The organism is Streptomyces sp. NPDC050161 (assembly GCF_044460025.1).
Lineage (GTDB): Bacteria > Actinomycetota > Actinomycetes > Streptomycetales > Streptomycetaceae > Streptomyces.
This window is the reverse complement of record NZ_JBITJM010000001.1, coordinates 150,507-175,744: the sequence shown is the minus strand read 5'-3', so window position 1 is coordinate 175,744 and position 25,238 is coordinate 150,507. Positions and strand designations below refer to the sequence as shown.

Genomic DNA, 25,238 nt, shown 5'->3' with positions numbered 1-25,238 from the left:
CGCAGAGGGCCGCCCGAAGAGCGTACGAAGACCGCCGCCGCGGGCGAACCCCCGATACCGGGGGCGTTCACCCCGGTCGGCGCACCTTGTGTCCCGGTATGGGACACGTCATCCGCCAACTCGGCCCGGTCGCGCACCGCTGGCCCGCAACTGGGTCGCGGTGGCACAGATCACAGCCACCACGATGCCGCCCAGCAGGAAGAGATACGAGCCGAGCCCCGCGCCGAACAGGAAGTCACCCTCCGGCCGCTCGTCGCTCAGCAGCAGGAAGACGGTGACCAGCCAGGCGGCGCCGGGCAGCAGCACTCCGGCGGCGGTGCCGCTCGCGCGGGCGCCCCCGTAGAAGAGGCCGCCGAGCCCCAGCAGCGCCAGCAGCAACCCGCCGGGGAACCAGGCGGCTTGGACCAGCGCACCGGCGGGCGCCACCAGCACGCCGAGCACCAGCAGCAGGACGTAGAGCGCGACCCGGCCCGGGGTCAGCGGCCGTGCCTGCGCCGGGCCGGACCCGGCAGGCGGCCCCGGGGTGCGGGCACCGGACGCGCCGCCCGCGCCCGCCCGCGCGCGGGAAGCGCCGGGGCCCCCGCCGCTCTTCGCCGCACCCCCGCCGTTCTTCGCCGCGCTCATCGGGCCACCTCCTGGCTCACGGCACCGTCCGGACGGGCCGCCGTGTCCGCCGCCGTGCCCGCGAAGAGGTCGTCCTCGCGGGCGCCGGCCGCCGCGCCCGACGTGCCGTGCACCAGTTGGTAGTGCTCGGTGCCGAACAGCGGCTGTCCCAGGTCGTTGGAGAGCGCGAAGAACGGGCCGTCGACCGCGATCTGCGTGTAATGGGCCCGCATCGCCGCGGTCTTGGCCGCCCGCGACGCGGCGTCGCCCTCGATGGACGCCGTGACGTCGGCGTCCGGCACCACACCGGGGACGTCGTCGACGGCTGCCACCCCGGGGAAGGTGTGCCCCGCGGCGCGCAGCCGGGCGAAGCCCTCCTCGACCACCGAGCGGGGGCTGCAGTTCCAGTAGATCTTCCCGATCGCATACGCCGCGCCCAGATCGGCCCTGAAGGACGCGTCACCGGCGAGTTCGGCGGCCCGCATCGCGACGCGGTGCGCCTGGATGTGATCGGGGTGGCCGTATCCGCCGTTCGGGTCGTACGTGACCAGGACCTGCGGTCTGACCTCGCGGATCACCGCGACGAGATGGGCAGCCGCCTCGTCGACGGGCGCCTGCCAGAACGCCTCGGTCCTGTCGTTCTGGGGCGCGCCCATCATCCCCGAGTCGCGGTAGCGGCCGGGCCCGCCCAGGAAGCGGTGGTCGGTGACGCCCAGCGCCTTCATCGCGGCGGCCAGTTCGCCGACGCGGTACGGGCCGAGGCTGTCGTCGCGGTCGGGCGCGAGGTGGGCCAGCTCCGGCGGGATGACCTCGCCCTCTTCGCCACGGGTACACGTCACCAGCGTGACCTGGGCGCCCTCGGACGCGTACGTGGCCATCGTGACGCCGTTGTTGATCGACTCGTCGTCCGGGTGCGCGTGCACCAGCAGCAGACGACGGGCCCCGGCGGGGCGCGCGGCGCTCCCTTGGGCGGAGGGGAGCGGGGAACGGGCGGGCAGGTCGGTCATGCCCACAGCCTACGAGCCGCCCCGCCGGGCCCGCACAGGCGCTCAGGGGCGCGCGGGCGCGTCCGGTGGCCCGCCCCCGCTCCGGGCCACCGGACGCCACGCGCTACGCGCCGCACCTCAGAATTCGCACCTCAGAATTTGATCCCTCCGAGCATCCCGGCGACGTTCGTCGTCAGCTGCTTGATCGTCGGGGCCACGGACGAGCTGGCGAGATAGAAGCCCAGCAGCATGCACACGAATGCATGCCCGCCCTTCAGCCCGGACTTCTTGACCAGCAAGAAGACGATGATCGCCAGCAGCACCACCGCCGAAATCGAGAGTGCCACGGCGGCTCACCTCCAAGTACGCACGGACCGGACAGAGTTGAGGGCGCGGAACCGCCGCTGCGGAACCGCTCCCCGGGTATGCCAAGGGCTCTTTACCCCGTACCCACTACGCGCAAGGGATCATAACTTTCCGGGCGCGCGCATATGTCGGTGCACGGGAGCAGAACAGGGGCGCACGCGATCTTCGCTAGTGCGACCACCGTGAGCCCCACCCACTGCGGGCCGCTCCGCACGCCCCTCGCCCGCCCGGGGGACGAATTCGCGCCGTACGCCGACGACTTGGGGCGTATCGGCCGGTCCCCGCCCGGCCGCGCGGAATTCATGTCCTCTCGTCCGGATCATGCCGTACCGGCCCGGCACGAGACTCTAGGCTCGCCCGTATGACCGGACAGCTTCCCTTCCCTCGGCAGCACGCCCGCACCCAGCGCTTCACCCTGGGCGCCCCGCGCGGCTACGCCATCTCCCCGGACGGCACCCGTGTCGTCTTCATCCGATCCGGCGACGGCACCGACCGCACCCAGCAGTTGTGGGTCCTCGACCTCGGCACGGGGCGGGAGTTCACGGCCGCCGAACCGCGGGCGCTGCTCGCCGGCGCGGAGGAGGAACTGTCCGCCGAGGAGCGGGCCCGCCGCGAACGCACCCGGGACGGCTCGGCAGGCATCGTCGGCTACGCCGTGGACGCCGCGGTCGAGTTGGCCGCCTTTGCGCTCTCCGGGCGGCTGTTCGTCTCCGAGCTGCGGGCCGGCACCGCGCGCGAACTGCCCGCCCGCGGTCCCGTGGTCGACCCCCGCCCGTCCCCCGACGGACGGCACGTCGCCTACGCCGCGGCCGGTGAACTGCGGGTGACCCCGGCGGACGGCGGCGACGGGGGCGAGGGCGACCGTGCGCTGGCGCAGCCGGACGGGCCCGAAGTCACCTGGGGGCTCGCCGAGTTCATCGCCGCCGAGGAGATGGGGCGCCACCGCGGCTTCTGGTGGTCGCCGCAGAGCGACCGACTGCTGGCCGCCCGGGTCGACAACGCACCGGTGCAGCGCTGGTGGATCGCCGACCCCGCGCACCCGGACCGGGCGCCCGCCGAGGTCGCTTACCCGGCGGCGGGCACCGCCAACGCCGAGGTCACCCTCGCCCTGCTCGGCCTCGACGGCTCCCGCACCGACGTCACCTGGGATCACGATCGCTTCCCCTACCTCGCGCGGGTGCACTGGTCGGCGTCCGGGCCGCCGCTGCTGCTCGTCCAGAGCCGTGACCAGCGCACCCAGCACTACCTGACGGTCGACACGGAGACCGGCGCGACCCGCACGGTGCACAGCGAGGAGGACGCGACGTGGGTCGAGCTGTTCCCCGGCGTCCCTGCCTGGACGCCGGACGGGAAGTTGGTGCGGATCACCGACGAGGGCGGCGTCCGGCGGCTGTTCGCCGGTGACCGTCCGCTGTCCTCCGCGCCGTTGCACGTCCGCGCCGTCCTGGACATCGGCGATGACGACGTCCTCTTCTCCGCGAGCGGCGACGACATGCACGACATCGGGGTCTACCGCGCCCGGTACGAGGGCGGCTGCGAGCGGGTCGGGCAGCGCCCGTACCCGACCGTCTCGTCCGCGGTGCGCGGCGGGCGGGTGGCCGTGCTGTCCCAGGCGTGCCTGGAGCGGCCCGGCACCCGGGTCGAGGTGGTCGGGCTCGGCGCGGACGGCGCGGAGCGGGCACTCGCCGCCATCGGTTCGTACGCCGAGGAGCCGCGGCTGACCGCGCGTCCCCGGCTGGTGCGGGCGGGCGAGCGGGAGATCCCGTGCGCGGTGCTGCTGCCGGACGGCTACACGGAGGGCGACGGTCCGCTTCCGGTCCTGATGGATCCCTACGGCGGGCCGCACGGCCAGCGGGTGGTCGCGGCGCACAACGCGCATCTGACCTCGCAGTGGTTCGCCGACCAGGGGTTCGCGGTGATCGTCGCGGACGGCCGCGGCACCCCGGGCCGCTCCCCCGCCTGGGAGAAGAGCGTCTCCCGGACGATCGCCGACGTCACCCTGGAGGACCAGGTCGACGCGCTCCAGGCGCTGGCCGGCCGATTCCCGCTGGATCTGGGGCGGGTGGCCATCCGCGGCTGGTCGTTCGGCGGCTATCTGGCGGCGCTCGGGGCGCTGCGCCGCCCGGACGTCTTCCACGCCGCGGTGGTGGGCGCCCCGGTCACCGACCTGCGGCTGTACGACACCCATTACCAGGAGCGGTACCTCAGCCACCCGGACGAGGAGCCCGCGGCGTACGCGGCGAACTCGCTGGTCACCGACGAGGGGCTGTCGGGGGCCGCGCAGCCGCACCGCCCGATGCTGATCGTGCACGGGCTCGCGGACGACAACGTCGTGGTGGCGCACTCGCTGCGGCTGTCCTCCGCGCTGCTGGCCGCCGGCCGCCCGCACGAGGTGCTGCCGCTGTCCGGCGTGACTCATATGACGCCTCAGGAGCAGGTGGCGGAGAACCTCCTGCTGCTCCAGGTGGACTTCCTCAAGCGGTCGTTGGGGATGGTCTGAGCCGCGACGGGAGCGGGCGCGTCCGGTCTCCGGGCGCGGCTCCCACGGGAACCGGCCGGGGTGCTGTAGGGCATCCCCGGCCGGTCGACGGCACCCGCACGGCCGTACGCAGTTCAGCATGGCGCGTCCGTATATCGGTGTCGCGACAGTGAAGTTGCCTTTATGTTAAGGCAGTTGGCGCTGATATGTCCCTCATGCCGTACATCTCCGACGCGTGTCAAGCACGCCCGTGCACCGATCTGCGTAATCTTCGCTCAAGAAGCGACCGACCTGCACGACAGCACCCCCGAATCCCTTGACTCCGCCATAAATCACTTGCGAAAGTCCGCTCATCCAGCGGTGCGAATCGGTGCCGCTTCACGTTCCAAGAGAACTCGGCGCGGGGGCACTTCGCGATGACTAGTCCATCCCAGACCGCGGCTGCACAGTCCGAAACCCCTGGACTGGAGCCGGGGGATCTGAAGAAGGAAAAGAAGGGCAAGGGCGGTGAGCTCGTCGGCCGCTCCCCCGGCCAGCTGATGTGGACGCGCTTCAAGCGCGACCGCACCGGCGTGATCTGCGCCATCGTCGTCCTCGCCTTCTTCGTCATCGCCGCGCTGGCACCGGTCATCGCGTCGATCTACGGCAAGGACCCGTACACGCTCTACGGGAGCAACGACCCCACGCTGTTCGACGACTTCGGCTTCCCCGCAGGCCCCAACGGCGGCATGTCGGGCGACTTCTGGTTCGGCATCGAACCGCAGCTCGGCCGGGACCTGTTCACGCAGCTGCTGTACGGCATGCGGACCTCGCTGGGGATCTCGGTGGTGGTGACCGTCCTGGTCGTCATCACCGGCACCATCCTCGGCGTCACCGCCGGCTACGTGGGCGGACGTGCCGACTACTGGCTCGGCCGGGTCATCGACTTCCTGCTCGCCTTCCCCAGCCAGCTGACGTTCGTGGCGTTCATGCCCGTCGTCGTGGCCATCTTCGTCCCGCCGAGCGACGAGACCCCCACCTACGTCCGTGTGGTGGCGCTGATCCTCGTGCAGTGGGCGCTGGGCTGGATGGGGCTCGCGCGACTGCTGCGCGGACAGGTGCTCTCGCTGCGTGAGCGGGAGTTCGTGGAGGCGGCGAAGATCACCGGAGCCTCGCCCTGGCGGATCATCCGCAAGGAACTGCTGCCCAACGTGGTCACGCCGATTCTCGTCCAGAGCACCTACATGCTGCCGCTGTTCGTCACCGCGGAGGCCGGCCTGTCCTACCTGGGCGTCGGCATCATGGAGCCGACGCCGGACTGGGGCCGGCTGTTCCGTACGGCCGGCGACATCTACGAGAACGACCCGACCTTCTTGCTCTTCCCCGGCGCCGCGATGGTGATCTTCGTGCTGTGCTTCAACCTGCTGGGGGACTCGGTCCGGGACGCCTTCGATCCCAAATCCGGGCGCTGACCGTCCACTTGAGGGGGGCTGCTGTCGCCCCCGCACCGGGATCGCACCGGATGCGTCAGGCAGCACATCTGGACACCAACTGACAGGCAGGTGCTTGGACCTCATGAACGCACTTTCTACGCGCAGAGCTCGCGCGGTGATCGTGGCCCTGGCGGCCGGCTCGCTCGCGCTCACCGGTTGCAGCAGCGGCAGCGGCAGCAACAAGGGCAAGTCGCAGACGGACGCGGACGCCGCGACCCAGTCGAAGGCGGTGCCGCTCGGCACGGCCGCCGACTCCACGGGCCCGGCCAAGGCCGTCAAGGACGCCAAGTCCGGCGGCACCATCCGCGTCTACCAGCGTGACAGCTACAACCACCTGGACCCGGCGCAGATGTACGTCAGCGACATGAAGTCGCTGTCGCAGCTGATATTCCGCGGGCTCACCAGCTTCCAGCAGGACGACAAGGGCAACGAGAAGGTCGTCGGCGACCTCGCCACCGACTCGGGCACCATGTCCGACGGCGGCAAGACCTGGAAGTACACGCTCAAGGACGGCATCAAGTTCGAGGACGGCACGCCGATCACCTCGAAGGACATCCGCCACACCGTCGAGCGCATGTACGCGAAGTTCATCACCGACGGCCCCACCTACATCCAGCAGTGGCTGTCGGGCGGCGGCACCAGCTACCGCAAGGCGCTGCCGGACGGTCCGTACAAGGGTGACCACCTGCCCAAGACCGTCCTGGACACCCCGGACGACAAGACCATCGTCTTCCACTTCAAGCAGCCGCAGTCGCAGCTGCCGTACGCGCTGACGATGCCGGGCTACAGCGTGGTGCCGGACAGCGCGAAGGACACCAAGGACAACTACGACGTCGCACCGGTCTCCTCAGGCCCGTACAAGATCGCGTCGTTCAAGTCCGGCAAGTCCATGCACCTGGTGCGGAACAAGAGCTGGGATCCGAAGACGGATGCCATGCGCCACCAGTACCCCGACGGGTACAACATCACCTTCAACCACCAGGCTTCGGACTCCACCAAGCGCCTGCTGGCCGACAAGGGCGAGGCCAAGAACGCGGTCAGCCTCACCAACCAGGTGGACACGAACGCGACCAAGCAGGTGCTGGAGGACGCGAGCGCCAGCAAGCGCCTGGTGCAGGGTTACCAGCCCTACGTCTGGCAGATGAACTTCAACATGGACCGCATCAAGGACAAGAAGATCCGCGACGCGATCACCTACGCGCTGCCCAACAGCCAGATCGTCCGGATCAACGGCGGCACCTACGGCGGCGAGATCGCGGGCGGCCTGCTCGCCCCGACCGTCGCGGGCTACAAGAAGGGCTACGACCCCTACGGCAAGCTGACGCACCCCAACGGTGAGCCGGAGAAGGCCAAGAAGCTCCTCCAGCAGGCCGGCAAGACGGGGATGAAGCTCGTCTACGCGTACTCCAACACCGAGGCCCGCCAGAAGGAAGCCGTCGTCATCGAGGACGCGCTGAACAAGGCCGGCTTCAACGTGCAGAAGAAGGAGGTCGACGCGGCCTCCTGGTACCAGCAGATGGGCAAGGTCGACAACGGCTTCGACATCTACATGACCGGCTGGGGCCAGGACTGGCCGGACGCCTCCACGGTGATCCCGCCGTCGTACGACGGCACCACCATCCAGGACGGCTCGTCGAACTACTCGCACGTGGACGACAAGCACGTGAACTCCGAGATCGCCCGCATCAGCAAGATCGCGGATGTGGACAAGGCGACGGCGGAGTGGCAGAAGCTGCACCACTACATCGTGGAGAAGGTCAACCCGGCCGCCCCGGTCTTCTACACCAAGACGCTCCAGCTGTACGGCTCGAACATCGGCGGCGCGCGGTACAACACCGACGTCAGCTACCTCGACCCGAACACGCTGTTCCTCAAGAAGTAAGCAGCACAGAAGGCATTCCGGAGCGCGCGCGCACGGCGGAGCGCGCGCCCTCCGGGGCCTTCGCCGCCACCTCACGCCCACAGCCGCCGCCGTCCTGAGAGCAGCGAACTGTCATGCTTCCCTTTCTATTTCGCCGGACGTTCGGCGCGATCGTCACCCTCATCCTGCTGAGCGCCGTCACCTTCTTCGTGTTCTTCGCCGTCGGCGACCCGGCCCTGATGTCCTGCGGCAAGAACTGCACCGCTGACAACGTCGCGCTGATCCACCAGAACCTCGGGCTCGACAAGCCCCTGCCGACGCAGTACTGGGACTTCCTCTCGGGCATCTTCGTCGGCCGTGACTACACCATCGGCCACTGCAGCGCCCCCTGCTTCGGCTACTCGTTCGCCACCAAGCAGGACGTCTGGTCGACGATGATGGACCGGCTGCCCACCACGGCCTCGCTGGCCATCGGCGGCGCCATCGTCTTCCTCGTCATCGGTCTGGGTGCCGGTCTGCTCGCCGCGTGGAAGCGCGGCACGGTGCTGGACAAGGCCGTCACCGGTGTCTCGATGGTCCTCAGCTCGGTGCAGATCTACATCCTCGGGCCGATCGTGCTCGGCATCTTCGTCTACAGCGGCGTGCTGGCGTCCCCGAAGTACGTGGACTTCACCAGCAACCCCGGCGGCTGGTTCATGGGCCTGCTGCTGCCCTGGCTCGTGATGTCGACGATCTTCACCGCGCAGTACACCCGTATGTCGCGCTCGACGATGATCGAGCAGCTCCAGGAGGAGCACGTCCGCACCGCCAAGGCCAAGGGCATGCCGGCGCGTTACGTCTTCCTGCGCTACGCCTGGCGCGGCTCGCTGATCCCCATCGTCACCATCCTCGGCATGGACCTCGGCTCGCTGTTCGGCGGCGCCATGATCACCGAGTTCACCTTCTCGCTGGCGGGCATCGGCCGGCTGGCGATCAATTCCGTCACCACACTTGATCTGCCCATGGTGCTGGGCGTGCTGATCTTCAGCGCGGCCCTGATCCTGGTGTTCAACATCATCGTGGATGCGACGTACGCCTTCATCGACCCGCGCGTGCGCCTGTCCTAGGAGAGCCTGAAGTGACCACACTCACCACGACCGAGGGCACGCCGGTCCCGACCGGGTCGGACCCCTTCCTCTCCGTACGCGACCTGCACGTGCGGTTCTCCACCGAGGACGGCATCGTCAAGGCGGTGGACGGCCTCTCCTTCGACCTCGAACGCGGCCAGACGCTCGGCATCGTCGGCGAGTCGGGGTCCGGCAAGTCCGTCACCAACCTCGCCGTCCTGGGGCTGCACAACCCCAAGGCGACCGAGATCACCGGCGAAATTCACCTGGACGGCCAGGAGTTGACCGGGGCCAGGGAGAAGACCCTGGAAAAGCTCCGCGGCAACAAGATGGCCATGATCTTCCAGGACGCGCTGACCGCCCTGTCGCCGTACTACACCGTCGGCCGGCAGATCGCCGAGCCGTTCATGAAGCACACCGGCGCCTCCAAGCGCGAGGGCAGGCAGCGCGCCGTCGAGATGCTGACGAAGGTCGGCATCCCGCAGCCGACCCTGCGGGTGGACGACTACCCGCACCAGTTCTCCGGCGGCATGCGCCAGCGCGCGATGATCGCGATGGCGCTGGTCTGCAACCCCGAGCTGCTGATCGCCGACGAGCCGACCACCGCCCTGGACGTCACCGTCCAGGCGCAGATCCTGGACCTGCTCAAGGACCTCCAGCAGGAGTTCGGCTCCGCCATCATCCTGATCACCCACGACCTCGGCGTGGTCGCGAACACCGCCGACGACCTGCTGGTGATGTACGCGGGCCGGGCCGTGGAGCGCGGCTCCGTCAAGGAGATCCTCACCCAGCCCCAACACCCGTACACCTGGGGCCTGCTGAGCTCCATGCCGCGGCTCTCCTCCGACGTCAACGAGGCGCTGCACCCGATCCCCGGCTCGCCGCCGAGCCTGCTCAACCCCCCGTCGGGCTGCGCCTTCCACCCGCGCTGCGGCTTCACCACCGAGGTCGGCGGCGGGCGTTGCACCGAGGACCGGCCGCTGCTGCCCGACGGCCGGGCCGCCGCCTGCCACCTCGGGCCCGAGCAGCGTCACACCTTCTTCACCGAGCAGATCAAGCCCCGGCTGGGCTAGGGAGCCATCACCATGACAGACCACGTCACACTCCCCGCGCCCCGGGACGCCGCGCCCACCCCGGGCGAGCCGCTGCTCGTCGCCGAGGGGGTGACCAAGCACTTCCCGATCTACGGCGGTTTCCCGTTCAAGCGGAAGGTCGGCGCGGTCCAGGCGGTCGACGGCGTCGACCTGACCGTGCACGCGAGCGAGAGCTTCGGCCTGGTCGGCGAGTCGGGCTGCGGCAAGTCGACCACCGGGCGGCTGCTGACCCGGCTGATGGAGCCGACCTCCGGCAAGATCACCTACGCGGGGCAGGACATCACCCACGCGAACCGCAAGGAGCTGGCTCCGGTCCGCTCCGAGATCCAGATGATCTTCCAGGACCCGTACGCCTCGCTGAACCCGCGGCAGACCGTCGGCACCATCATCGGCGGCCCGATGGAGATCAACGGGATCAATCCGCCCGGTGGCCGGGAGAAGCGGATCCGGGAGCTGCTGGAGACCGTCGGCCTCAACCCGGAGCACTACAACCGCTTCCCGCACGAGTTCTCCGGCGGCCAGCGGCAGCGCATCGGCGTCGCCCGCGCGCTCGCCCTGGAGCCGAAGCTGATCGTCGCCGACGAGCCGGTGTCGGCGCTGGACGTCTCGATCCAGGCGCAGGTCGTCAACCTCCTCCAGGACCTCCAGCGGGAACTGGACATCGCGTTCCTGTTCATCGCGCACGACCTCGCGGTGGTACGGCACTTCAGCCAGCGGGTCGCGGTGATGTACCTCGGCAAGATCGTCGAGGTGGGCACCCGCGACGAGATCTACAACCGGCCGCGCCACCCGTACACGCACGCGCTGCTCTCGGCGGTGCCCGAGGCGAAGTTCGTCGAATCGGAAGAGGAGGACCGCGAGCGCATCCGGCTCGCCGGTGACGTCCCCTCCCCCGTCAACCCGCCGTCCGGCTGCCGGTTCCGTACCCGCTGCTGGAAGGCGCAGGACAAGTGCGCGACGGATGAGCCGCCGCTGCTCCAGATCGCCGGGAACGACGCGGGCCACCTCACCGCCTGCCACTTCCCCGAAGAACCGACGACCGCGGCGCGCGACGAGGCCATCGTCCTCGATCCCGCACTGGCCGCGGCCGAGGAGGCAGCGCAGGAGGGGCCGGCCGATGACGCCGGCTCCACCGGCAAGACCCTTTGACCCGGTCTCAATCGCCTCCGCTCGGAGCCGGAGCCCGCTTCCCACACCCCAGCACCACGGGAGGCGGGCTTCGGCCTGTGCGCTACTCCTGGCCGTCCGGCCGCTCCTCCGCGAAGTGGCAGGCCGACGGGTGCCCGGCAGGTCCCGCGCCGGCGAACCACTCCGGGACGTCCAGCGGCGGCACCACATCGGCACACACGTCCTGGGCCTTCCAGCAGCGGGTGCGGAAGCGGCAGCCGGACGGCGGATCGGCGGGCGAGGGCACGTCACCGGCCAGCAGGATCCGCCCCCGCCGCTCCCGCGCCGCCGGGTCGGGCACCGGCACGGCGGAGAGCAGCGCCTGGGTGTACGGATGCGTCGGGTGCTCGTAGATCTGCTCGTCGGTGCCGGTTTCGGCGAGTCTGCCGAGGTACATCACGGCGACCCGGTCGGAGATGTGCCGGACGACGGACAGGTCGTGGGCGATGAAGACGTAGCTGAGGTCGAACTCGTCCTGGAGGCGCTCCAGGAGGTTGACGACCTGGGCCTGGACGGAGACGTCGAGGGCGGAGACCGGTTCGTCGGCGACGATGATCTCCGGGCGGAGCGCGAGGCCGCGGGCGATGCCGATGCGCTGGCGCTGGCCGCCGGAGAACTGGTGCGGATACCGGTTGATGTACTCCGGGTTGAGCCCCACCACATCCAGGAGTTCACGCACCTTCTGCCGCCGCGAACCCTTGGGGGCCACCTCCGGGTGAATCTCGTACGGCTCCCCGATGATGTCCCCGACCGTCATCCGCGGATTCAGGGACGTATACGGGTCCTGGAACACCATCTGGATGTTGCGGCGCACCGCCTTCAACGCCCGCCCCGACAGCTTGACGATGTCCTCGCCCTGGTAGCGGATCTGCCCGGCCGTCGGCCGCTCCAGGCCGACCAGCATTCTGGCGACGGTCGACTTGCCGCAGCCCGACTCGCCGACGATGCCGAGCGTCTCGCCCTTGTAGAGGTCGAACGAGACACCGTCGACCGCCTTGACCGCACCGACCTGCTTCTTGAACAACACGCCCCGGTGCAGCGGGAAGTACTTGGCCAGGTCGCGGATCTCCAGGATCGCCTCGCCGCGGGCGGCCCGCGTCCCGACCCCGGCCACCGCGGCGCCGGGCGTGTGCCCGCCGCCGGGTCGTGGCTCCTGGTCATCGGGCTCCATCAAGGGTCTCCTTCCAGAAGTGGCAGGCGCTGGTCCGCCCCGGGCCCGCCTCGTAGAGCGGCGGCAGGTCGGTGCGGCAGACGTCCCGGGCCAGCGGGCAGCGGGGGTTGAAGGGGCAGCCCGGCGGGATGGCCGTCAGGTTGGGCGGCAGGCCCTTGATCGCGTACAGCGTGCGGCCCTTCTGGTCCAGGCGCGGGATGGAGTCGAGGAGTCCGCGGGTGTACGGGTGGGCCGGGGCCTTGTAGAGCTGGTGGACGGGGGCGGTCTCGACGATCCGGCCCGCGTACATCACCGCGATGGTGTCGGCGACGTCGGCGACCACACCCAGGTCGTGGGTGATGAGGATCAGGCCCATGTGGAACTCACGCTGGAGCTGCGCGAGCAGGTCCATGACCTGCGCCTGGACGGTGACGTCCAGGGCCGTGGTCGGCTCGTCCGCGATGATCAGCTCGGGCTCAAGGGCGAGCGCCATCGCGATCATGATGCGCTGCCGCATACCGCCGGAGAACTGGTGCGGGAAGTCCCCCACCCGGGCACCGGCCGCGGGGATGCCGACCCGTTCCATCAGCTCGACGGCCTTGCCGCGGGCCGCCTTGCGGGACAGTCCGCGGTGCACCTGGTACATCTCGCCGAGCTGCGCGCCGACGGAGAGCACCGGGTTCAGCGAGGACAGCGCGTCCTGGAAGATCATGGCCATCTTCGCGCCGCGGACCCGGCGGCGCTCCTCCCTGCCCAGCGTCAGCAGGTCGCGCCCCTGGAAGAGGATCTCGCCGCCGGTGACGAATCCCGGTGGCGAGTCGAGGATGCCCATCACGGCCTGCGCGGTGACCGACTTGCCGGATCCCGACTCGCCGAGCACCGCCAGCGTCTGACCGGCGGCGACCTGGTACGTGACGCCGTTGACGGCCTTGGCGATGCCGTCCCTGGTGCGGAATTCGACCTTCAGGTCGCGGACGTCGAGGAGTTTCGGCTGTTCCGGCTGTTCCGGCTGTTCCAGCTCCGGGTTCGTCGTCATCTGCCCGCTCCTCAGCGCAACTTGGGGTCGAGGGCGTCGCGCACCGCGTCGCCGAGCATGATGAACGCCAGCACCGTGATACTCAGGGCCCCCGCGGGCCACAGCAGCATGTGCGGGGCGTTGCGGATGGACGTCGAGGCGGCGGAGATGTCGATGCCCCAGGACACGGTGGGCGGTTTGAGGCCGGCGCCGAGGTAGGACAGGGTCGCCTCCAGCGAGATGTAGGTGCCCAGCGCGATGGTGGCGACGACGATGACGGGCGCGACGGCGTTCGGCGCGATGTGCCGCAGCAGCATCCGGCCGTTGCCGGCGCCCAGTGCCCGTGCGGCCTGGACGTAGTCGTTCTGCTTGGCGGTGAACACGGCGCCGCGGGCGATACGGGCGATCTGCGGCCAGCCGAGCAGCACGATGAAGCCGACCACGGGCCAGACGGTGGAGCTGGTGACGACGGAGAGGAAGACCAGTCCGCCGAGGATGACCGGGATGCCGAAGAAGATGTCGGCGAGCCGGGAGAGCAGGGTGTCCCACCAGCCGCCGAAGAACCCGGCCAGGCCGCCCAGCAGGCTGCCCAGGAGCGCGACACCCGCGGTGGCGCAGACGCCGACGGTGATGGAGGCGCGGGCGCCGTAGACCACCCGGGTGTAGACGTCCCGGCCCTGGGTGTCGAAGCCGAACGGGTGGCCGGGCTCGGGCCCCGCCTGGGCCTTGGCGAGGTCGGCGCGGTACGGGTTCCCGTCGGCGATCAACTGCGGCCGGATGGCGATGACCACCAGGAACAGGATGATCAGCGCGGAGACCACGAAGACCGGGTTGCGGCGCAGGTCGTGCCAGGCGTCGCGCCACAGGCTGCGGGCCCGGCCGGTGGGGGCGCCGCCGGGACCGGTGCCCGGGGTGCGCTCCAGGGATTCGGCCTCGCCGATGGCCAGTGCGGCGGCGCCGCCGTCGCCGTGGGTGATGGCTTCGTTCGGTACGTGATCAGGCATAGCGGATCCTCGGGTCGAGGACGGCGTACAGCAGGTCGACGAGGAGGTTCGCGAGGAGGAAGACCAGCACGAGGATGGTCACGAAGCCCACCACGGTGGGTGAGTTCTGCCGCAGGATGCCCTGGTAGAGCTGGAATCCGACGCCGTGGATGTTGAAGATGCGCTCGGTGACGATCGCGCCGCCCATCAGGGCGCCGATGTCGGTGCCGATGAAGGTGACCACCGGGATCAGCGAATTGCGCAGCAGGTGGCGGGTGATGACGCGGTGCCGGGGCAGTCCCTTGGCGATGGCGGTGCGGACGTAGTCGGCGCGGGTGTTCTCGGCGATGGAGGTGCGGGTCAGCCGGGTGACGTACGCCAGGGAGACCAGTGCCAGCACGAGCCCCGGCAGCAGGAGTTCGTCGAGCGGTGCCTCGATGGAGACGGCGGGTTTGACCCAGCCCCATTTCACGCCCAGCAGGAATTGCAGTACATAGCCGCTGACGAAGGTCGGGACGGAGACCACGACGAGCGTGAAGACCAGCACCGATGTGTCCACGGCCCGGCCGCGCCGCAGCCCGCTGAAGACGCCCAGCAGAATTCCGGCGGTCATTTCGATGACGATCGCGACGAGGGTGAGCCGCAGGGTGACGGGAAAGGCCGCCGCCATCAGTTCGGTGACCGGCTGGCCGTTGAACGCGGTGCCGAAATCCCCTTGGAAGATCTGCCCCATGTAGTGCAGGTACTGCTTCCACAGCGGCTGGTCGAGATAGAGGTCGGCGCGGATCTGGGCGGCGGTCGCGGGGTCGGGGGCCCGGTCGCCGAACATCGCGGCCACCGGGTCACCCAGCGCGTACACCATGAAGAAGATCAGGAACGTGCTGCCGATGAACACCGGGATCATCTGGAGCAGCCGCCGGATCACATAGCGTCCCATGAGGGCTCCGGATTCTGTGGAACGAGCCGGGGGAATGCGGTGGCGGTACGGGCGGGCCGGTGTGCGGGCCCGCCATGTGCCGCCGCCGGCCGGTCAGTTGACCTTGATCTCGTTGTAGACGGGGACGCTGAACGGGTTGAGTGACACGTGGCCGATCCGCTCCGAATAGCCGCCGCTGCCGTTCTGGTACCAGAGCGGAACGGCCGGCATCTGGTCGGCGAGGATCTTCTCCGCGTCCTGGAATTTCCCGATGGCGGCCGGTACGTCCGTCGCGGCGTTGGCCTCGTTGACGAGTCTGTCGAATTCCGGGTTGCTGAACTTGCCGTCGTTGGATGAGGCGTCGGTGTAGTACATCGGCTGGAGGAAGTTCTGGATGAGCGGGTAGTCCATCTGCCAGCCGGCCCGGAAAAGGCCGGTCATCTTCCGTGCCGAGATGCGGTTGCGGAAGTCAGCGAAGGTGCCGACCGGTGCGCCCACGCACGCCTTGTCGTCGCCCAGCGTGTTGTTGATGCTGTTGCAGATCGCGTCGATCCAGTCCTTGTGCGAGCCGGTGTCGGCGTTGTAGGCGATCGTCATCTTCCCGCCGGGCAGGCCGCCGCCCTCCTTGATCAGCGCCTTGGCCTCCTTGGGGTGGAATTCGCAGGCCGTACCGCACAGTCCGGCCTTGTAGCCGCCGTCCGCCTTGAGTACCGGAGAGGTCCAGTCGGTGGCCGGGGTGCGGGTGTCCCGGAAGATTTCCCTGGTGATCGACGCCCGGTCGATGGCCATCGAGACGCCGCGGCGCACCTTGTCCATACCGGGCTTGTTCCACGCCTTGTCGTATATCGGGACGGTGAGGGTCTGGATGACGCCGGCCGGCAGATTGAGATACCGGTCACCGAGGTCCTGCCGGACGTTTTTGAGCTGTGTGGCCGGGATGTCGTCGACGAGGTCGAGGTTTCCCGCCTGGAGGTCGGTGTAGGCGGAATTGTTGTCGGTGTAGACCCGCAGGTCGATGCCGTCGTTCCTGGCCTTGTCGGCGCCCGGGTACTTCGCCCGTTTCCGGAGCTTCATCGCGGAGCCCTTGGTGTAGGACTCCACGACGTACGGGCCGTTGCCGATCGGTTTCTTCACCCAGGCCGCGTGGTCCGTGTAGAACGCCCGGGGCAGCGGCATGAAGGCGCTGTAGCCGAGGGTGTCGGGCCAGCTGGAGAATTTCTGGTTGAGCTTGACGGTGAATTCTGTGGGGCTGACGACCTTCAGTCCCGACATCGTCTTCGCCTTGGCCGTGCCGTTTTCCGGGTGCACCCGGTCGTATCCGTCGATGTACTGGAAGAACGACGCGTTCCGCTGGCTGTTGTCGAGCAGGGCGCCGTAATTCCAGGCGTCGACGAAGGATTTCGCGGTGACCTTCTCGCCGTTGCTGAAGGTCCAGCCGGGTTTGAGGGTCACCGTGTAGTGCTGCGAGTCCGTGGTCTCGATGCGGTCCGCGATGACGTTCTGCGCGGCCCCGGTCTTCGAGTTGTACCGCTTGAGCCCCCGGAAGATCATCTCCAGGACCTTGCCGCCCTGCACCTCGTTGGTGTTCGCCGGCTCCAGCGGATTCTGCGGATCACCCCAGGAGGCGCTGACGACCCCGGGGTCGTCGGACCCGCTGCCCACGCCCCCTCCGCAGGCCGTGGCCGCCAGCGCGACGGACACGGCACCTACGGCCCACTTCGCGTGCGTGGCTGCGCGCATGGGGTGCCTCCTCAGCTCTCCAGTCATACGTAAACGACATAAGAGCTGATACCGGTCACCGCCGCATGCCCAGGGCAGCCGCATTGCTCCGGGCGCGGGGGAAAACCCCCGGATGCCAGGACGGCGACCGCGACGCCCCGGTAACGGGCGCCCCGGCCGCCGGGGAGGGGACCTCGCCTAGGCCGCCCCCACCACGTCCTTCACCTCGGCGAAGTGGCAGGCCGACGCGTGCGCTGCCGGGGAGTCGGAGCCCTGGAAGCGCTCCGGCACCGCGAGGACGGGGGACTCCGTCGCGCACCGGTCCTCGGCCTTCCAGCAGCGGGTGCGGAAGCGGCAGCCGGACGGCGGATCGGCGGGCGAGGGCACGTCACCGGTGAGGATGATCCGCTCCCGCCCCTCGCGCGCCGCCGGGTCGGGCACCGGCACGGCGGAGAGCAGGGCCTGCGTGTACGGGTGCGTCGGGTGGTCGTAGATCTGCTCGTCGGTGCCGATCTCCGCCATCCTGCCGAGGTACATCACGCCGACCCGGTCGGAGATGTGCCGGACGATCGACAGGTCGTGCGCGATGAAGAGGTACGACAGGTCGAACTCGTCCTGGAGCTGCGCCATCAGGTTGATGACCTGGGCCTGCACGGACACGTCGAGGGCGGAGACCGGCTCGTCGCAGATGATGACCTCGGGGTTGAGCGCGAGGCCGCGGGCGATGCCGATGCGCTGGCGCTGGCCGCCGGAGAACTGGTGCGGATACCGGTTGATGTACTCCGGGTTGAGCCCCACCACATCCAGGAGTTCACGCACCTTCTGCCGCCGCGAACCCTTGGGGGCCACCTCGGGGTGGATCTCGTACGGCTCCCCGATGATGTCGCCCACCGTCATCCGCGGATTCAGGGACGTATACGGGTCCTGGAACACCATCTGGATGTTGCGGCGCACCGCCTTCAACGCCCGCCCCGACAGCTTGGTGATGTCCTCACCGCGGTAGAACACCTCGCCCGCGGTGGCCCGTTCGAGGTTCATCAGCAGCTTGGCGACGGTCGACTTGCCGCAGCCCGACTCGCCGACGATGCCGAGCGTCTCGCCCTTGTAGAGGTCGAACGAGATGCCGTCGACGGCCTTGACCGCGCCGACCTGCTTCTTGAACAGCACGCCCTGGGTGAGCGGGAAGTGCTTGACGAGGTCGCGCACCTGGAGGATCGGCTCGCGCTCCCCGGCCGGGGCGGCGCCGGCCGCCTTCGTCGGCTCAGCCATGGACCGTCTCCTTCCAGAAGTGGCAGGCGCTGCGCCGGCCTTCGCCGATGGTGTGCAGCGCCGGGGAATCCGTCCCGCAGATGTCCTGGGCCTTGGGGCAGCGCGGGTGGAAGGCGCAACCCTGCGGCACGTGCAGCAGGTTGGGCGGCAGGCCCTTGATCGCGTACAGCTCCTGGCCCTTCTGGTCCAGGCGCGGGATGGAGTCGAGGAGTCCGCGGGTGTACGGGTGCGCGGGATTCCGGTACAGCTCGTGGACGGGGGCGGTCTCGACGATCCGGCCCGCGTACATCACCGCGATCTTGTCGGCGACGTCCGCGACCACACCCAGGTCGTGGGTGATCAGGATGAGCCCCATGTGGAACTCACGCTGGAGTTCCGCGAGCAGGTCCATGACCTGCGCCTGGACGGTGACGTCCAGGGCCGTGGTCGGCTCGTCCGCGATGATCAGCTCGGGCTCCAGGGCGAGCGCCATCGCGATCATGATGCGCTGCCGCATACCGCCGGAGAACTGGTGCGGGAAGTCGTGCACCCGGTTCTTCGCCGCCGGGATCTTCACCTTGTCCATCAGCTCGACGGCCTTGGCGAGTGCGGCCTTCTTGGACAGGCCCTGGTGGACGCGGAACATCTCGCCGAGCTGGTAGCCGACGGACAGGACCGGGTTCAGCGAGGACAGCGCGTCCTGGAAGATCATGGCGATCTTGGCGCCGCGGAGCTTGCGGCGGGCCTCGCCCGACATCGTCAGCATGTCCTGGCCGCGGAAGCGGATCTCGCCGCGCGGGATCTTCGCGGGCGGCATGTCGAGGATGCCCATCACGGCCTGTGCGGTGACCGACTTGCCGGATCCCGACTCGCCGAGCACCGCCAGCGTCTCGCCCGCCGAGACGCTGTAGTTGACGCCGTTGACGGCCTTGACGACGCCGTCGCGGGTGTGGAATTCCACGTGCAGGTCGCGGACCTGGAGCAGCGGGCTGTCCGGTTCGCGGGGCGCGGGGACGGCCGGGGTCTTCTCTGTGCTGGTCATGAACGCCTCCCTCAGCGCAGCTTGGGGTCGAGGGCGTCGCGGACCGCGTCGCCGAGCATGATGAACGCCAGCACGGTGACCGACAGCGCGCCGGCCGGATACAGCAGCATGTGCGGCGCGTTGCGGATCTGGGTGGCGGCCGACGAGATGTCGATGCCCCAGGAGACCGTCGGCGGCTTCAGGCCGACGCCGAGGAACGACAGGGTCGCCTCCAGCGAGATGTAGGTGCCCAGCGCGATGGTCGCCACGACGATGACGGGCGCCAGCGCGTTGGGCGCGATGTGCCGCAGCAGCATCCGCGGGGTGCTCGCGCCGAGTGCCCGTGCCGCCTGGACGTAGTCCTGCTGCTTGGCGGAGATCACCGCGCTGCGCGCGATGCGGGCGATCTGCGGCCAGCCCAGGATCGCCATCAGGAGCACGACGGTGAAGATCGAGCCGCCCTTGATGACGGAGAGGAAGACGATGCCGCCGAGCAGGATCGGGATGCCGAAGAAGATGTCGCCGATCCGCGACAGCAGCGAGTCCCACCAGCCGCCGAAGAATCCGGCGAGCCCGCCGAAGAGGCAGCCGATGACCGCGGCGAGGACGGTGGTGCAGATGCCGACGGTGACCGAGGCGCGGGCGCCGTACACGGTACGCGCGTAGACGTCACAGCCCTGGGTGTTGAAGCCGAAGGGGTGCCCTGGTGCGGGCCCCTGCTGGGAGCGGCCGAGGTCGCAGGCGTACGGGCTGGTGCCGGTCAGCAGGCTCGGCCAGATCGAGATGACGACCAGGAAGAGGATGAGGACGGCGGAGATGTAGAAGACGGGGTTGCGGCGCAGGTCGCGCCAGGCGTCGCCCCACAGGCTGCGCGGCGCGGCCTGCGGTTCGGGGCCGTTGCCTCCGGGTGCGGCGGCCCCCTCGGTACGGTCCGTGGCGACCGGTTCGGTCATCTCAGGCATAACGGATCCTCGGGTCCAGGACCGCGTAGAGCAGGTCGACGATCAGGTTGGCGGCGAGGAAGACGACCACGAGGATGGTCACGAAGCCCACCACGGTGGGCGAGTTCTGCCGCAGGATGCCCTGGTAGAGCTGGAATCCGACACCCTGGATGTTGAAGATCCGCTCGGTGACGATCGCGCCGCCCATCAGGGCGCCGATGTCGGTGCCGAGAAAGGTGATGACGGGGATCAGCGAGTTGCGCAGCAGGTGCACGCCGACGACCCGGCGCCGCGGCAGGCCCTTGGCGGTGGCGGTCCTGATGTAGTCGGAGCGGATGTTCTCCGCGATCGAGGTGCGGGTCAGCCGGGCGACGTACGCCAGCGAGACACCGGCCAACACGATGCCGGGCAGCAGCAGTTCACCGATGTGGACGTCCGCGGAGACCGCCGGGGCGGCCCAGGCGAACTTCACGCCGATGAAGTACTGGAGCAGGTAGCCGGTGACGAACGTCGGGATGGAGATCACCAGCAGCGTGAAGACCAGTACGCCGGTGTCGACGAGCCGGCCGCGCCGCAGGCCGGCGACGACGCCGAGACCGACCCCCACCACGACCTCGATGGCGAACGCCACCAGCGTCAGCTTGATGGTGTTCGGGAAGGCCGACGCCATCAGTTCGGAGACCGGGGTGCCGTTGAAGGCGGTGCCGAAGTCGCCGCGGAAGATGCCGGCCATGTACTGCAGATACTGGCTCCACAGCGGGTCGTTGAGGTGCAGGGACTCCCGGATCTGGGCGGCGGTGGCCGGATCGGGGGCCCGGTCTCCGAACATGGCGGCGACCGGGTCGCCCAGTGCGTAGACCATGACGAAGATCAAGAAAGTGGTGCCGATGAAGACGGGCACCATCTGGAGCAGTCGTCGTATGACGTAGCGCCCCATGTGTCCTCCAGAAAAGCGCCGACGCGGGGGCAGCCGGGCCCGGCGCCGGACCGGGTGGGTCCGGCGCGGGCGGGCCGGCTGCTCCTGCCGCCGTGAGCGGTCGGATACGAAGCCCCGCTCGGGAGACCGGCGAAGTACGCCGGTCTCAGGGGCAGTTGCGTCGGGTCAGCTGCTGACCTTGATCTTGGTGAAGACCGGGAAGCTGAAGGCGTTGAGCTGGACGCCGGAGACGTGCTCGGACCAGCCGGCGGTGCCGTTCTGGTACCAGAGCGGGATGCTGACCATCTTGTCGAGGACGATCTTCTCGGCCTGCTTGTAGAGGTCGGTCGCCTTCTTGGTGTCCGGCTCGGCGCCGGCCTGCTTGAGCAGCGCGTCGAACTTCGGGTCGCTGAACTGGGCGTCGTTGGAGGCGCCGCCGGTGGCGTACAGCGGGGTCAGGAAGTTCTCGATCTGCGGGTAGTCCATCTGCCAGCCGGACCTGAAGGGCTGGGTCATCTCCCGCTTGGTGATCTGGTTGCGGAAGTCACCGAAGGTGCCGACGGGGTTGCCGACGCAGGCGGTGTCGTTGCCCAGCACCTTGTTGATGCTGTTGCAGACCGCGTCCACCCACTGCTTGTGGGAGTCCTTGTCGGCGTTGTACCCGATGGTCATCTTGCCGCCGGGGATGCCGCCGCCTTCCTTGATGAGCTTCTTGGCCTCGGTGGGGTTGTACGTGCAGGCGTCGCCGCAGACGTCCTTGCTGTAGCCGTTCGCGTCGCCGAGGACCGGCGAGGTCAGGTCGGTGGCCGGCGTGCGGGTGCCGTTGTAGACCTTGTCGGTGATCGCCTTGCGGTCGATCGCCATCGACAGGCCCTTGCGGACCTTCTCCATGCCGGGCTTGTTCCACCCGTCCTGGTAGAGCGGGAAGGTGACGACCTGGTTGATGCCGGCCGGCTGCGAGAGGTAGCGGCCCTTCAGGTCCGACTTGGCGTTCCTGATCTGCTCCGCCGGCACGTCGTCGTCCACGTCGAGGTTGCCCGACTGGAGGTCGGCGTAGGCGGCGTTGGAGTCCGTGTAGACCTTGAGCAGGACGCCCTTGTTGTGCGGCTTGTCCTCGCCCGTGTAGTACTTGTTCGGGACAAGCTTCATCTGCTTGCCCTTGTCGTACGAGTCGACGGTGTAGGGACCGTTGCCGACCGGCTTGGCGAGGTAGGCGTCGTGCTTGCTGAAGAACGCCGTCGGCAGCGGCGCGAACGCCTTGTAGCCGAGACGGACCGGCCAGGTCGACATCTTCTCGTTCAGCTCGACGGTGAAGGTGTGGTCGTCGACGACCTTCAGCCCGGAGAGGGTCTTGGCGGTCGGCTTGCCCTTGGCGGGCGCGACCTTGTCGTAGCCCTTGATGTCGGCGAAGAAGTACGAGTTCTTCTGCGCGTTGGTGCTCAGCGCACCGTAGTTCCAGGCGTCGACGAACGAACGGGCGGTGACCGCCTCTCCGTTGGAGAACTTCTCGCCCTTCTTCACCTTGATGGTGAAGTTCTGCTGGTCCTTGGTGTCGATCGACTGGGCGACGTCGTTCTTGGCCTCGCCGGTCTTGGGGTCGTAGCTCTTCAGGTTGCTGAAGATCATGTCCAGGACCTTGCCGCCGAGCACCTCATTGGTGTTGGCCGGCTCCAGCGGGTTCTGCGGGTCGCCCCAGTTCGCCCGAACCACACCGGGTTCGGCACTCGCACTGCTGCTGCCGCCGCCACAGGCCGTCGCCCCCAGGGCCACGACTATCGCTCCTGCGACCCAGGTGGCGCTCTTGGCACCGCGCATGGGACTGCCTCCTCATGAGTCCATTTCCTGATATGGAAAGGAGCCGGCCCGCGACTGACACCCCTGACAGTCCGCAACCAGCCCCCGATGCTCGTGAGTCGGCGCTTCTTACGGCGCTTGACCCATTGACCCGAGCTCAATACCGCCCAGTCTCAGTCACGTTCCCGCCATAAGTCACGCGTAAGTGGTTGCGATTAAGTCACATCTACCCCTGCCACCGTTCGGAATCCGGACAAAACAAACTATCCACACGGTCATGAAACGGACGAGGTGGGCAGCGGAACCACAGATTCCTTCCGCAATACGGACACCGGCCAATTAGGTAGAGACCAAAGCCCCGTTGACAATCACCCGCGCCACGGATAAGCGATCGCCCCCCCTGCACACACGACAGCGCCCCGCCGGACAGCAGAGTCCGGCGGGGCGCTGGGTGACGCGGGTGGCGCGTGCCCTGGAGGGTCAGCGCTTGGCGCGCGAAGCGGAGCGACCGCGCTCCTTCTGGTCCAGGACGACCTTGCGGATACGCACGGTCTCCGGGGTGACCTCGATGCACTCGTCGTCGCGGCAGAACTCCAGCGACTGCTCCAGGGAGAGCTTGCGCGGCGGCACGACGTTCTCGGTCGAGTCCGCGGAAGCCGCACGCATGTTGGTGAGCTTCTTCTCCTTGGTGATGTTCACGTCCATGTCGTCGGCGCGCGAGTTCTCACCGATGATCATGCCCTCGTACACCTCGGTGCCCGGCTCCGTGAAGATCACGCCGCGCTCCTGGAGGTTGATCATCGCGAACGGCGTGACCGAACCGGAGCGGTCGGCGACCAGTGAACCGTTGTGACGGGTGCGCAGCTCACCGAACCACGGCTCGTGACCCTCGAAGAGGGAGTGCGCGATGCCGGTGCCGCGGGTCTGGGTCAGGAACTCCGTACGGAAGCCGATCAGGCCACGTGAAGGAACGATCCACTCCATGCGGATCCAGCCGGATCCGTGGTTGGTCATGGTCTCCATGCGGCCCTTGCGGGTCGCCATCAGCTGCGTGATCGCGCCGAGGTGCTCCTCGGGGGAGTCGATCGTCAGGCGCTCGATCGGCTCGTGCAGCTTGCCGTCGACCTCCTTGGTGACGACCTCGGGCTTGCCGACGGTCAGCTCGAAGCCTTCCCGGCGCATGGTCTCGACGAGGATCGCCAGCGCCAGCTCGCCACGGCCCTGGACCTCCCAGGCGTCGGGACGCTCGGTGTCCAGCACGCGCAGCGAGACGTTACCGATCAGCTCGCGGTCGAGGCGGTCCTTGACCTGGCGGGCGGTGACCTTGTGGCCCTTGCCGCCCTTGCCGACCAGCGGCGAGGTGTTGGTGCCGATGGTCATCGAGATGGCCGGCTCGTCGACCGTGATCAGCGGCAGCGCGATCGGGTTCTCGGGGTCGGCCAGCGTCTCGCCGATCATGATGTCCGGGATACCGGCGACCGCGCAGATGTCACCGGGGCCCGCCTTCTCGGCCGGCTTGCGGGTGAGCGCCTCGGTCATCATCAGCTCGGTGATGCGGACGTTGGACATCGTGCCGTCACGCTTGATCCACGCGACGGTCTGGCCCTTCTTCAGCTCGCCCTGCTCGACGCGGCAGAGCGCGATACGGCCGAGGAAGTTGTCGGCGTCCAGGTTGGTGACGTGGGCCTGGAGGGGGGCCTCCTCGTCGTACTCCGGAGCGGGGACGTGCTCCAGGATCGTGGAGAAGAACGGCTCCAGGTTCTCGCTGTCGGCCGGGACGGTGCCGTCCTCCGGCTTGGTCAGCGAGGCGATGCCGTCACGGCCGCAGGCGTAGACGATCGGGAACTCGATCTGGTCCTCGTCGGCGTCCAGGTCGAGGAAGAGGTCGTACGTCTCGTTGACGACCTCGTCGATCCGGGAGTCCGGGCGGTCGGTCTTGTTGATGCACAGGATGACCGGCATCCGGGCCTGGAGGGCCTTGCGGAGCACGAAGCGGGTCTGCGGCAGCGGACCCTCGGAGGCGTCGACGAGCAGGACGACCGCGTCCACCATCGACAGACCGCGCTCGACCTCACCACCGAAGTCGGCGTGGCCGGGGGTGTCGATGATGTTGATGGTGATCGGGTCACCACCATCCTTGGGGTGGTACTTGACGGCCGTGTTCTTGGCCAGGATCGTGATGCCCTTCTCACGCTCCAGGTCGTTCGAGTCCATCATGCGGTCGTCGAGCGACTCGGCTGCGTGCGCGGCGAAGGCACCGGCCTGCTTGAGCATGGCATCGACGATGGTCGTCTTGCCGTGGTCGACGTGGGCGACGATGGCTACGTTACGAATGTCGTGGCGCGTGGGCATACTGGCGGCGCTTCTCCCGGAATCGTGGATGGCGGCGCGTACGGTCCGG

The 25,238-nt window shown here is 68.7% G+C and carries 20 protein-coding genes; 6 read left to right on the top strand and 14 right to left on the bottom strand.

The annotated features are described in order from the left end of the window. Positions 1–108: 108 nt before the first annotated feature. The 3 genes from ACIBK8_RS00760 to ACIBK8_RS00750 form a co-directional block, all read right to left on the bottom strand. Positions 109–624 (bottom strand): DUF6113 family protein, encoded by a 516-nt coding sequence (locus tag ACIBK8_RS00760; RefSeq protein WP_399039340.1) that lies wholly within the window; start codon positions 622–624, stop codon positions 109–111. Beyond that, positions 621–1,610: an N-acetyl-1-D-myo-inositol-2-amino-2-deoxy-alpha-D-glucopyranoside deacetylase gene (mshB, locus tag ACIBK8_RS00755; protein ID WP_399039339.1), complete on the bottom strand. Its 990-nt coding sequence runs from the start codon at positions 1,608–1,610 to the stop codon at positions 621–623. The genes ACIBK8_RS00760 and mshB overlap by 4 nt, the downstream gene beginning before the upstream one ends. Positions 1,611–1,741: 131 nt before the next feature. After that, positions 1,742–1,936: a hypothetical protein gene (locus ACIBK8_RS00750; protein ID WP_227048305.1), complete on the bottom strand. Its 195-nt coding sequence runs from the start codon at positions 1,934–1,936 to the stop codon at positions 1,742–1,744. A gap of 380 nt (positions 1,937–2,316) precedes the next feature. Here ACIBK8_RS00750 and ACIBK8_RS00745 point away from each other — a divergent pair, with 380 nt between their 5' ends. The 6 genes from ACIBK8_RS00745 (at position 2,317) to ACIBK8_RS00720 (ending at position 11,116) form a co-directional block, all read left to right on the top strand. Continuing rightward, entirely contained in the window at positions 2,317–4,455 is a 2,139-nt protein-coding gene (locus tag ACIBK8_RS00745; RefSeq protein ID WP_399039338.1) for a prolyl oligopeptidase family serine peptidase, read from the top strand. Positions 4,456–4,850: 395 nt separating this feature from the next. Beyond that, positions 4,851–5,885, top strand: a complete 1,035-nt coding sequence (locus ACIBK8_RS00740) for an ABC transporter permease (protein ID WP_399039337.1) — start codon at positions 4,851–4,853, stop codon at positions 5,883–5,885. 103 nt (positions 5,886–5,988) lie between these two features. Then, positions 5,989–7,788, top strand: coding sequence for an ABC transporter substrate-binding protein (locus tag ACIBK8_RS00735; RefSeq protein ID WP_399039336.1), 1,800 nt, complete (start codon positions 5,989–5,991; stop codon positions 7,786–7,788). A 113-nt stretch (positions 7,789–7,901) separates the two neighbouring features. Then, positions 7,902–8,873, top strand: a complete 972-nt coding sequence (locus ACIBK8_RS00730; protein WP_393682804.1) for an ABC transporter permease — start codon at positions 7,902–7,904, stop codon at positions 8,871–8,873. An 11-nt stretch (positions 8,874–8,884) separates the two neighbouring features. Further along, positions 8,885–9,946, top strand: a complete 1,062-nt coding sequence (locus ACIBK8_RS00725; protein ID WP_399039334.1) for an ABC transporter ATP-binding protein — start codon at positions 8,885–8,887, stop codon at positions 9,944–9,946. A 12-nt stretch (positions 9,947–9,958) separates the two neighbouring features. After that, on the top strand, positions 9,959–11,116 hold the full coding sequence (locus ACIBK8_RS00720; RefSeq protein ID WP_393682807.1) for an ABC transporter ATP-binding protein: 1,158 nt from the start codon (positions 9,959–9,961) through the stop codon (positions 11,114–11,116). Between the two features lie 82 nt (positions 11,117–11,198). On the opposite strand, the gene ACIBK8_RS00715 is transcribed toward ACIBK8_RS00720, so the two are convergent. The 11 genes from ACIBK8_RS00715 to typA form a co-directional block, all read right to left on the bottom strand. Continuing rightward, on the bottom strand, positions 11,199–12,305 hold the full coding sequence (locus tag ACIBK8_RS00715) for an ABC transporter ATP-binding protein (RefSeq protein ID WP_399039333.1): 1,107 nt from the start codon (positions 12,303–12,305) through the stop codon (positions 11,199–11,201). After that, positions 12,292–13,320: an ABC transporter ATP-binding protein gene (locus ACIBK8_RS00710; RefSeq protein WP_399039331.1), complete on the bottom strand. Its 1,029-nt coding sequence runs from the start codon at positions 13,318–13,320 to the stop codon at positions 12,292–12,294. Before ACIBK8_RS00710 ends, ACIBK8_RS00715 begins: the two co-directional genes overlap by 14 nt. A gap of 11 nt (positions 13,321–13,331) precedes the next feature. Beyond that, positions 13,332–14,303, bottom strand: a complete 972-nt coding sequence (locus ACIBK8_RS00705) for an ABC transporter permease (protein WP_393682812.1) — start codon at positions 14,301–14,303, stop codon at positions 13,332–13,334. Beyond that, positions 14,296–15,219 carry an ABC transporter permease gene (locus tag ACIBK8_RS00700; protein WP_399039330.1) on the bottom strand — a complete coding sequence of 308 codons (924 nt, stop codon included), beginning with the start codon at positions 15,217–15,219 and terminating at the stop codon, positions 14,296–14,298. The genes ACIBK8_RS00705 and ACIBK8_RS00700 overlap by 8 nt, the downstream gene beginning before the upstream one ends. A gap of 93 nt (positions 15,220–15,312) precedes the next feature. Further along, on the bottom strand, positions 15,313–16,938 hold the full coding sequence (locus ACIBK8_RS00695) for an ABC transporter substrate-binding protein (RefSeq protein ID WP_399039328.1): 1,626 nt from the start codon (positions 16,936–16,938) through the stop codon (positions 15,313–15,315). Positions 16,939–17,115: 177 nt separating this feature from the next. Then, complete coding sequence (locus tag ACIBK8_RS00690) at positions 17,116–18,186, bottom strand: ABC transporter ATP-binding protein (RefSeq protein WP_399039327.1); 1,071 nt, start codon at positions 18,184–18,186, stop codon at positions 17,116–17,118. Beyond that, positions 18,179–19,207 (bottom strand): ABC transporter ATP-binding protein, encoded by a 1,029-nt coding sequence (locus ACIBK8_RS00685; RefSeq protein ID WP_399039326.1) that lies wholly within the window; start codon positions 19,205–19,207, stop codon positions 18,179–18,181. The genes ACIBK8_RS00690 and ACIBK8_RS00685 overlap by 8 nt, the downstream gene beginning before the upstream one ends. Before the next feature lie 11 nt (positions 19,208–19,218). Then, the gene (locus tag ACIBK8_RS00680; protein WP_399039325.1) at positions 19,219–20,148 is read right to left on the bottom strand and encodes an ABC transporter permease; all 930 of its coding nucleotides are present in this window, start codon (positions 20,146–20,148) and stop codon (positions 19,219–19,221) included. Beyond that, on the bottom strand, positions 20,141–21,064 hold the full coding sequence (locus ACIBK8_RS00675; RefSeq protein ID WP_399039324.1) for an ABC transporter permease: 924 nt from the start codon (positions 21,062–21,064) through the stop codon (positions 20,141–20,143). Before ACIBK8_RS00675 ends, ACIBK8_RS00680 begins: the two co-directional genes overlap by 8 nt. 165 nt (positions 21,065–21,229) lie before the next feature. Continuing rightward, complete coding sequence (locus tag ACIBK8_RS00670; RefSeq protein WP_399039323.1) at positions 21,230–22,858, bottom strand: ABC transporter substrate-binding protein; 1,629 nt, start codon at positions 22,856–22,858, stop codon at positions 21,230–21,232. A gap of 459 nt (positions 22,859–23,317) precedes the next feature. Further along, positions 23,318–25,189, bottom strand: coding sequence for a translational GTPase TypA (gene typA / locus ACIBK8_RS00665; RefSeq protein ID WP_399039322.1), 1,872 nt, complete (start codon positions 25,187–25,189; stop codon positions 23,318–23,320). Positions 25,190–25,238 lie beyond the last annotated feature (49 nt).

What these genes read in the sequence shown, in the direction of transcription:
- ACIBK8_RS00760 (WP_399039340.1), bottom strand. Translation starts at nt 624, where the DNA reads ATGAGCGCGGCGAAGAACGGCGGGGGTGCGGCGAAGAGCGGCGGGGGC.
- mshB (WP_399039339.1), bottom strand. Translation starts at nt 1,610, where the DNA reads ATGACCGACCTGCCCGCCCGTTCCCCGCTCCCCTCCGCCCAAGGGAGC.
- ACIBK8_RS00745 (WP_399039338.1), top strand. Translation starts at nt 2,317, where the DNA reads ATGACCGGACAGCTTCCCTTCCCTCGGCAGCACGCCCGCACCCAGCGC.
- ACIBK8_RS00740 (WP_399039337.1), top strand. Translation starts at nt 4,851, where the DNA reads ATGACTAGTCCATCCCAGACCGCGGCTGCACAGTCCGAAACCCCTGGA.
- ACIBK8_RS00735 (WP_399039336.1), top strand. Translation starts at nt 5,989, where the DNA reads ATGAACGCACTTTCTACGCGCAGAGCTCGCGCGGTGATCGTGGCCCTG.
- ACIBK8_RS00730 (WP_393682804.1), top strand. Translation starts at nt 7,902, where the DNA reads ATGCTTCCCTTTCTATTTCGCCGGACGTTCGGCGCGATCGTCACCCTC.
- ACIBK8_RS00720 (WP_393682807.1), top strand. Translation starts at nt 9,959, where the DNA reads ATGACAGACCACGTCACACTCCCCGCGCCCCGGGACGCCGCGCCCACC.
- ACIBK8_RS00715 (WP_399039333.1), bottom strand. Translation starts at nt 12,305, where the DNA reads ATGGAGCCCGATGACCAGGAGCCACGACCCGGCGGCGGGCACACGCCC.
- ACIBK8_RS00710 (WP_399039331.1), bottom strand. Translation starts at nt 13,320, where the DNA reads ATGACGACGAACCCGGAGCTGGAACAGCCGGAACAGCCGGAACAGCCG.
- ACIBK8_RS00705 (WP_393682812.1), bottom strand. Translation starts at nt 14,303, where the DNA reads ATGCCTGATCACGTACCGAACGAAGCCATCACCCACGGCGACGGCGGC.
- ACIBK8_RS00700 (WP_399039330.1), bottom strand. Translation starts at nt 15,219, where the DNA reads ATGGGACGCTATGTGATCCGGCGGCTGCTCCAGATGATCCCGGTGTTC.
- ACIBK8_RS00695 (WP_399039328.1), bottom strand. Translation starts at nt 16,938, where the DNA reads ATGCGCGCAGCCACGCACGCGAAGTGGGCCGTAGGTGCCGTGTCCGTC.
- ACIBK8_RS00690 (WP_399039327.1), bottom strand. Translation starts at nt 18,186, where the DNA reads ATGGCTGAGCCGACGAAGGCGGCCGGCGCCGCCCCGGCCGGGGAGCGC.
- ACIBK8_RS00685 (WP_399039326.1), bottom strand. Translation starts at nt 19,207, where the DNA reads ATGACCAGCACAGAGAAGACCCCGGCCGTCCCCGCGCCCCGCGAACCG.
- ACIBK8_RS00680 (WP_399039325.1), bottom strand. Translation starts at nt 20,148, where the DNA reads ATGCCTGAGATGACCGAACCGGTCGCCACGGACCGTACCGAGGGGGCC.
- ACIBK8_RS00675 (WP_399039324.1), bottom strand. Translation starts at nt 21,064, where the DNA reads ATGGGGCGCTACGTCATACGACGACTGCTCCAGATGGTGCCCGTCTTC.
- ACIBK8_RS00670 (WP_399039323.1), bottom strand. Translation starts at nt 22,858, where the DNA reads ATGCGCGGTGCCAAGAGCGCCACCTGGGTCGCAGGAGCGATAGTCGTG.
- typA (WP_399039322.1), bottom strand. Translation starts at nt 25,189, where the DNA reads ATGCCCACGCGCCACGACATTCGTAACGTAGCCATCGTCGCCCACGTC.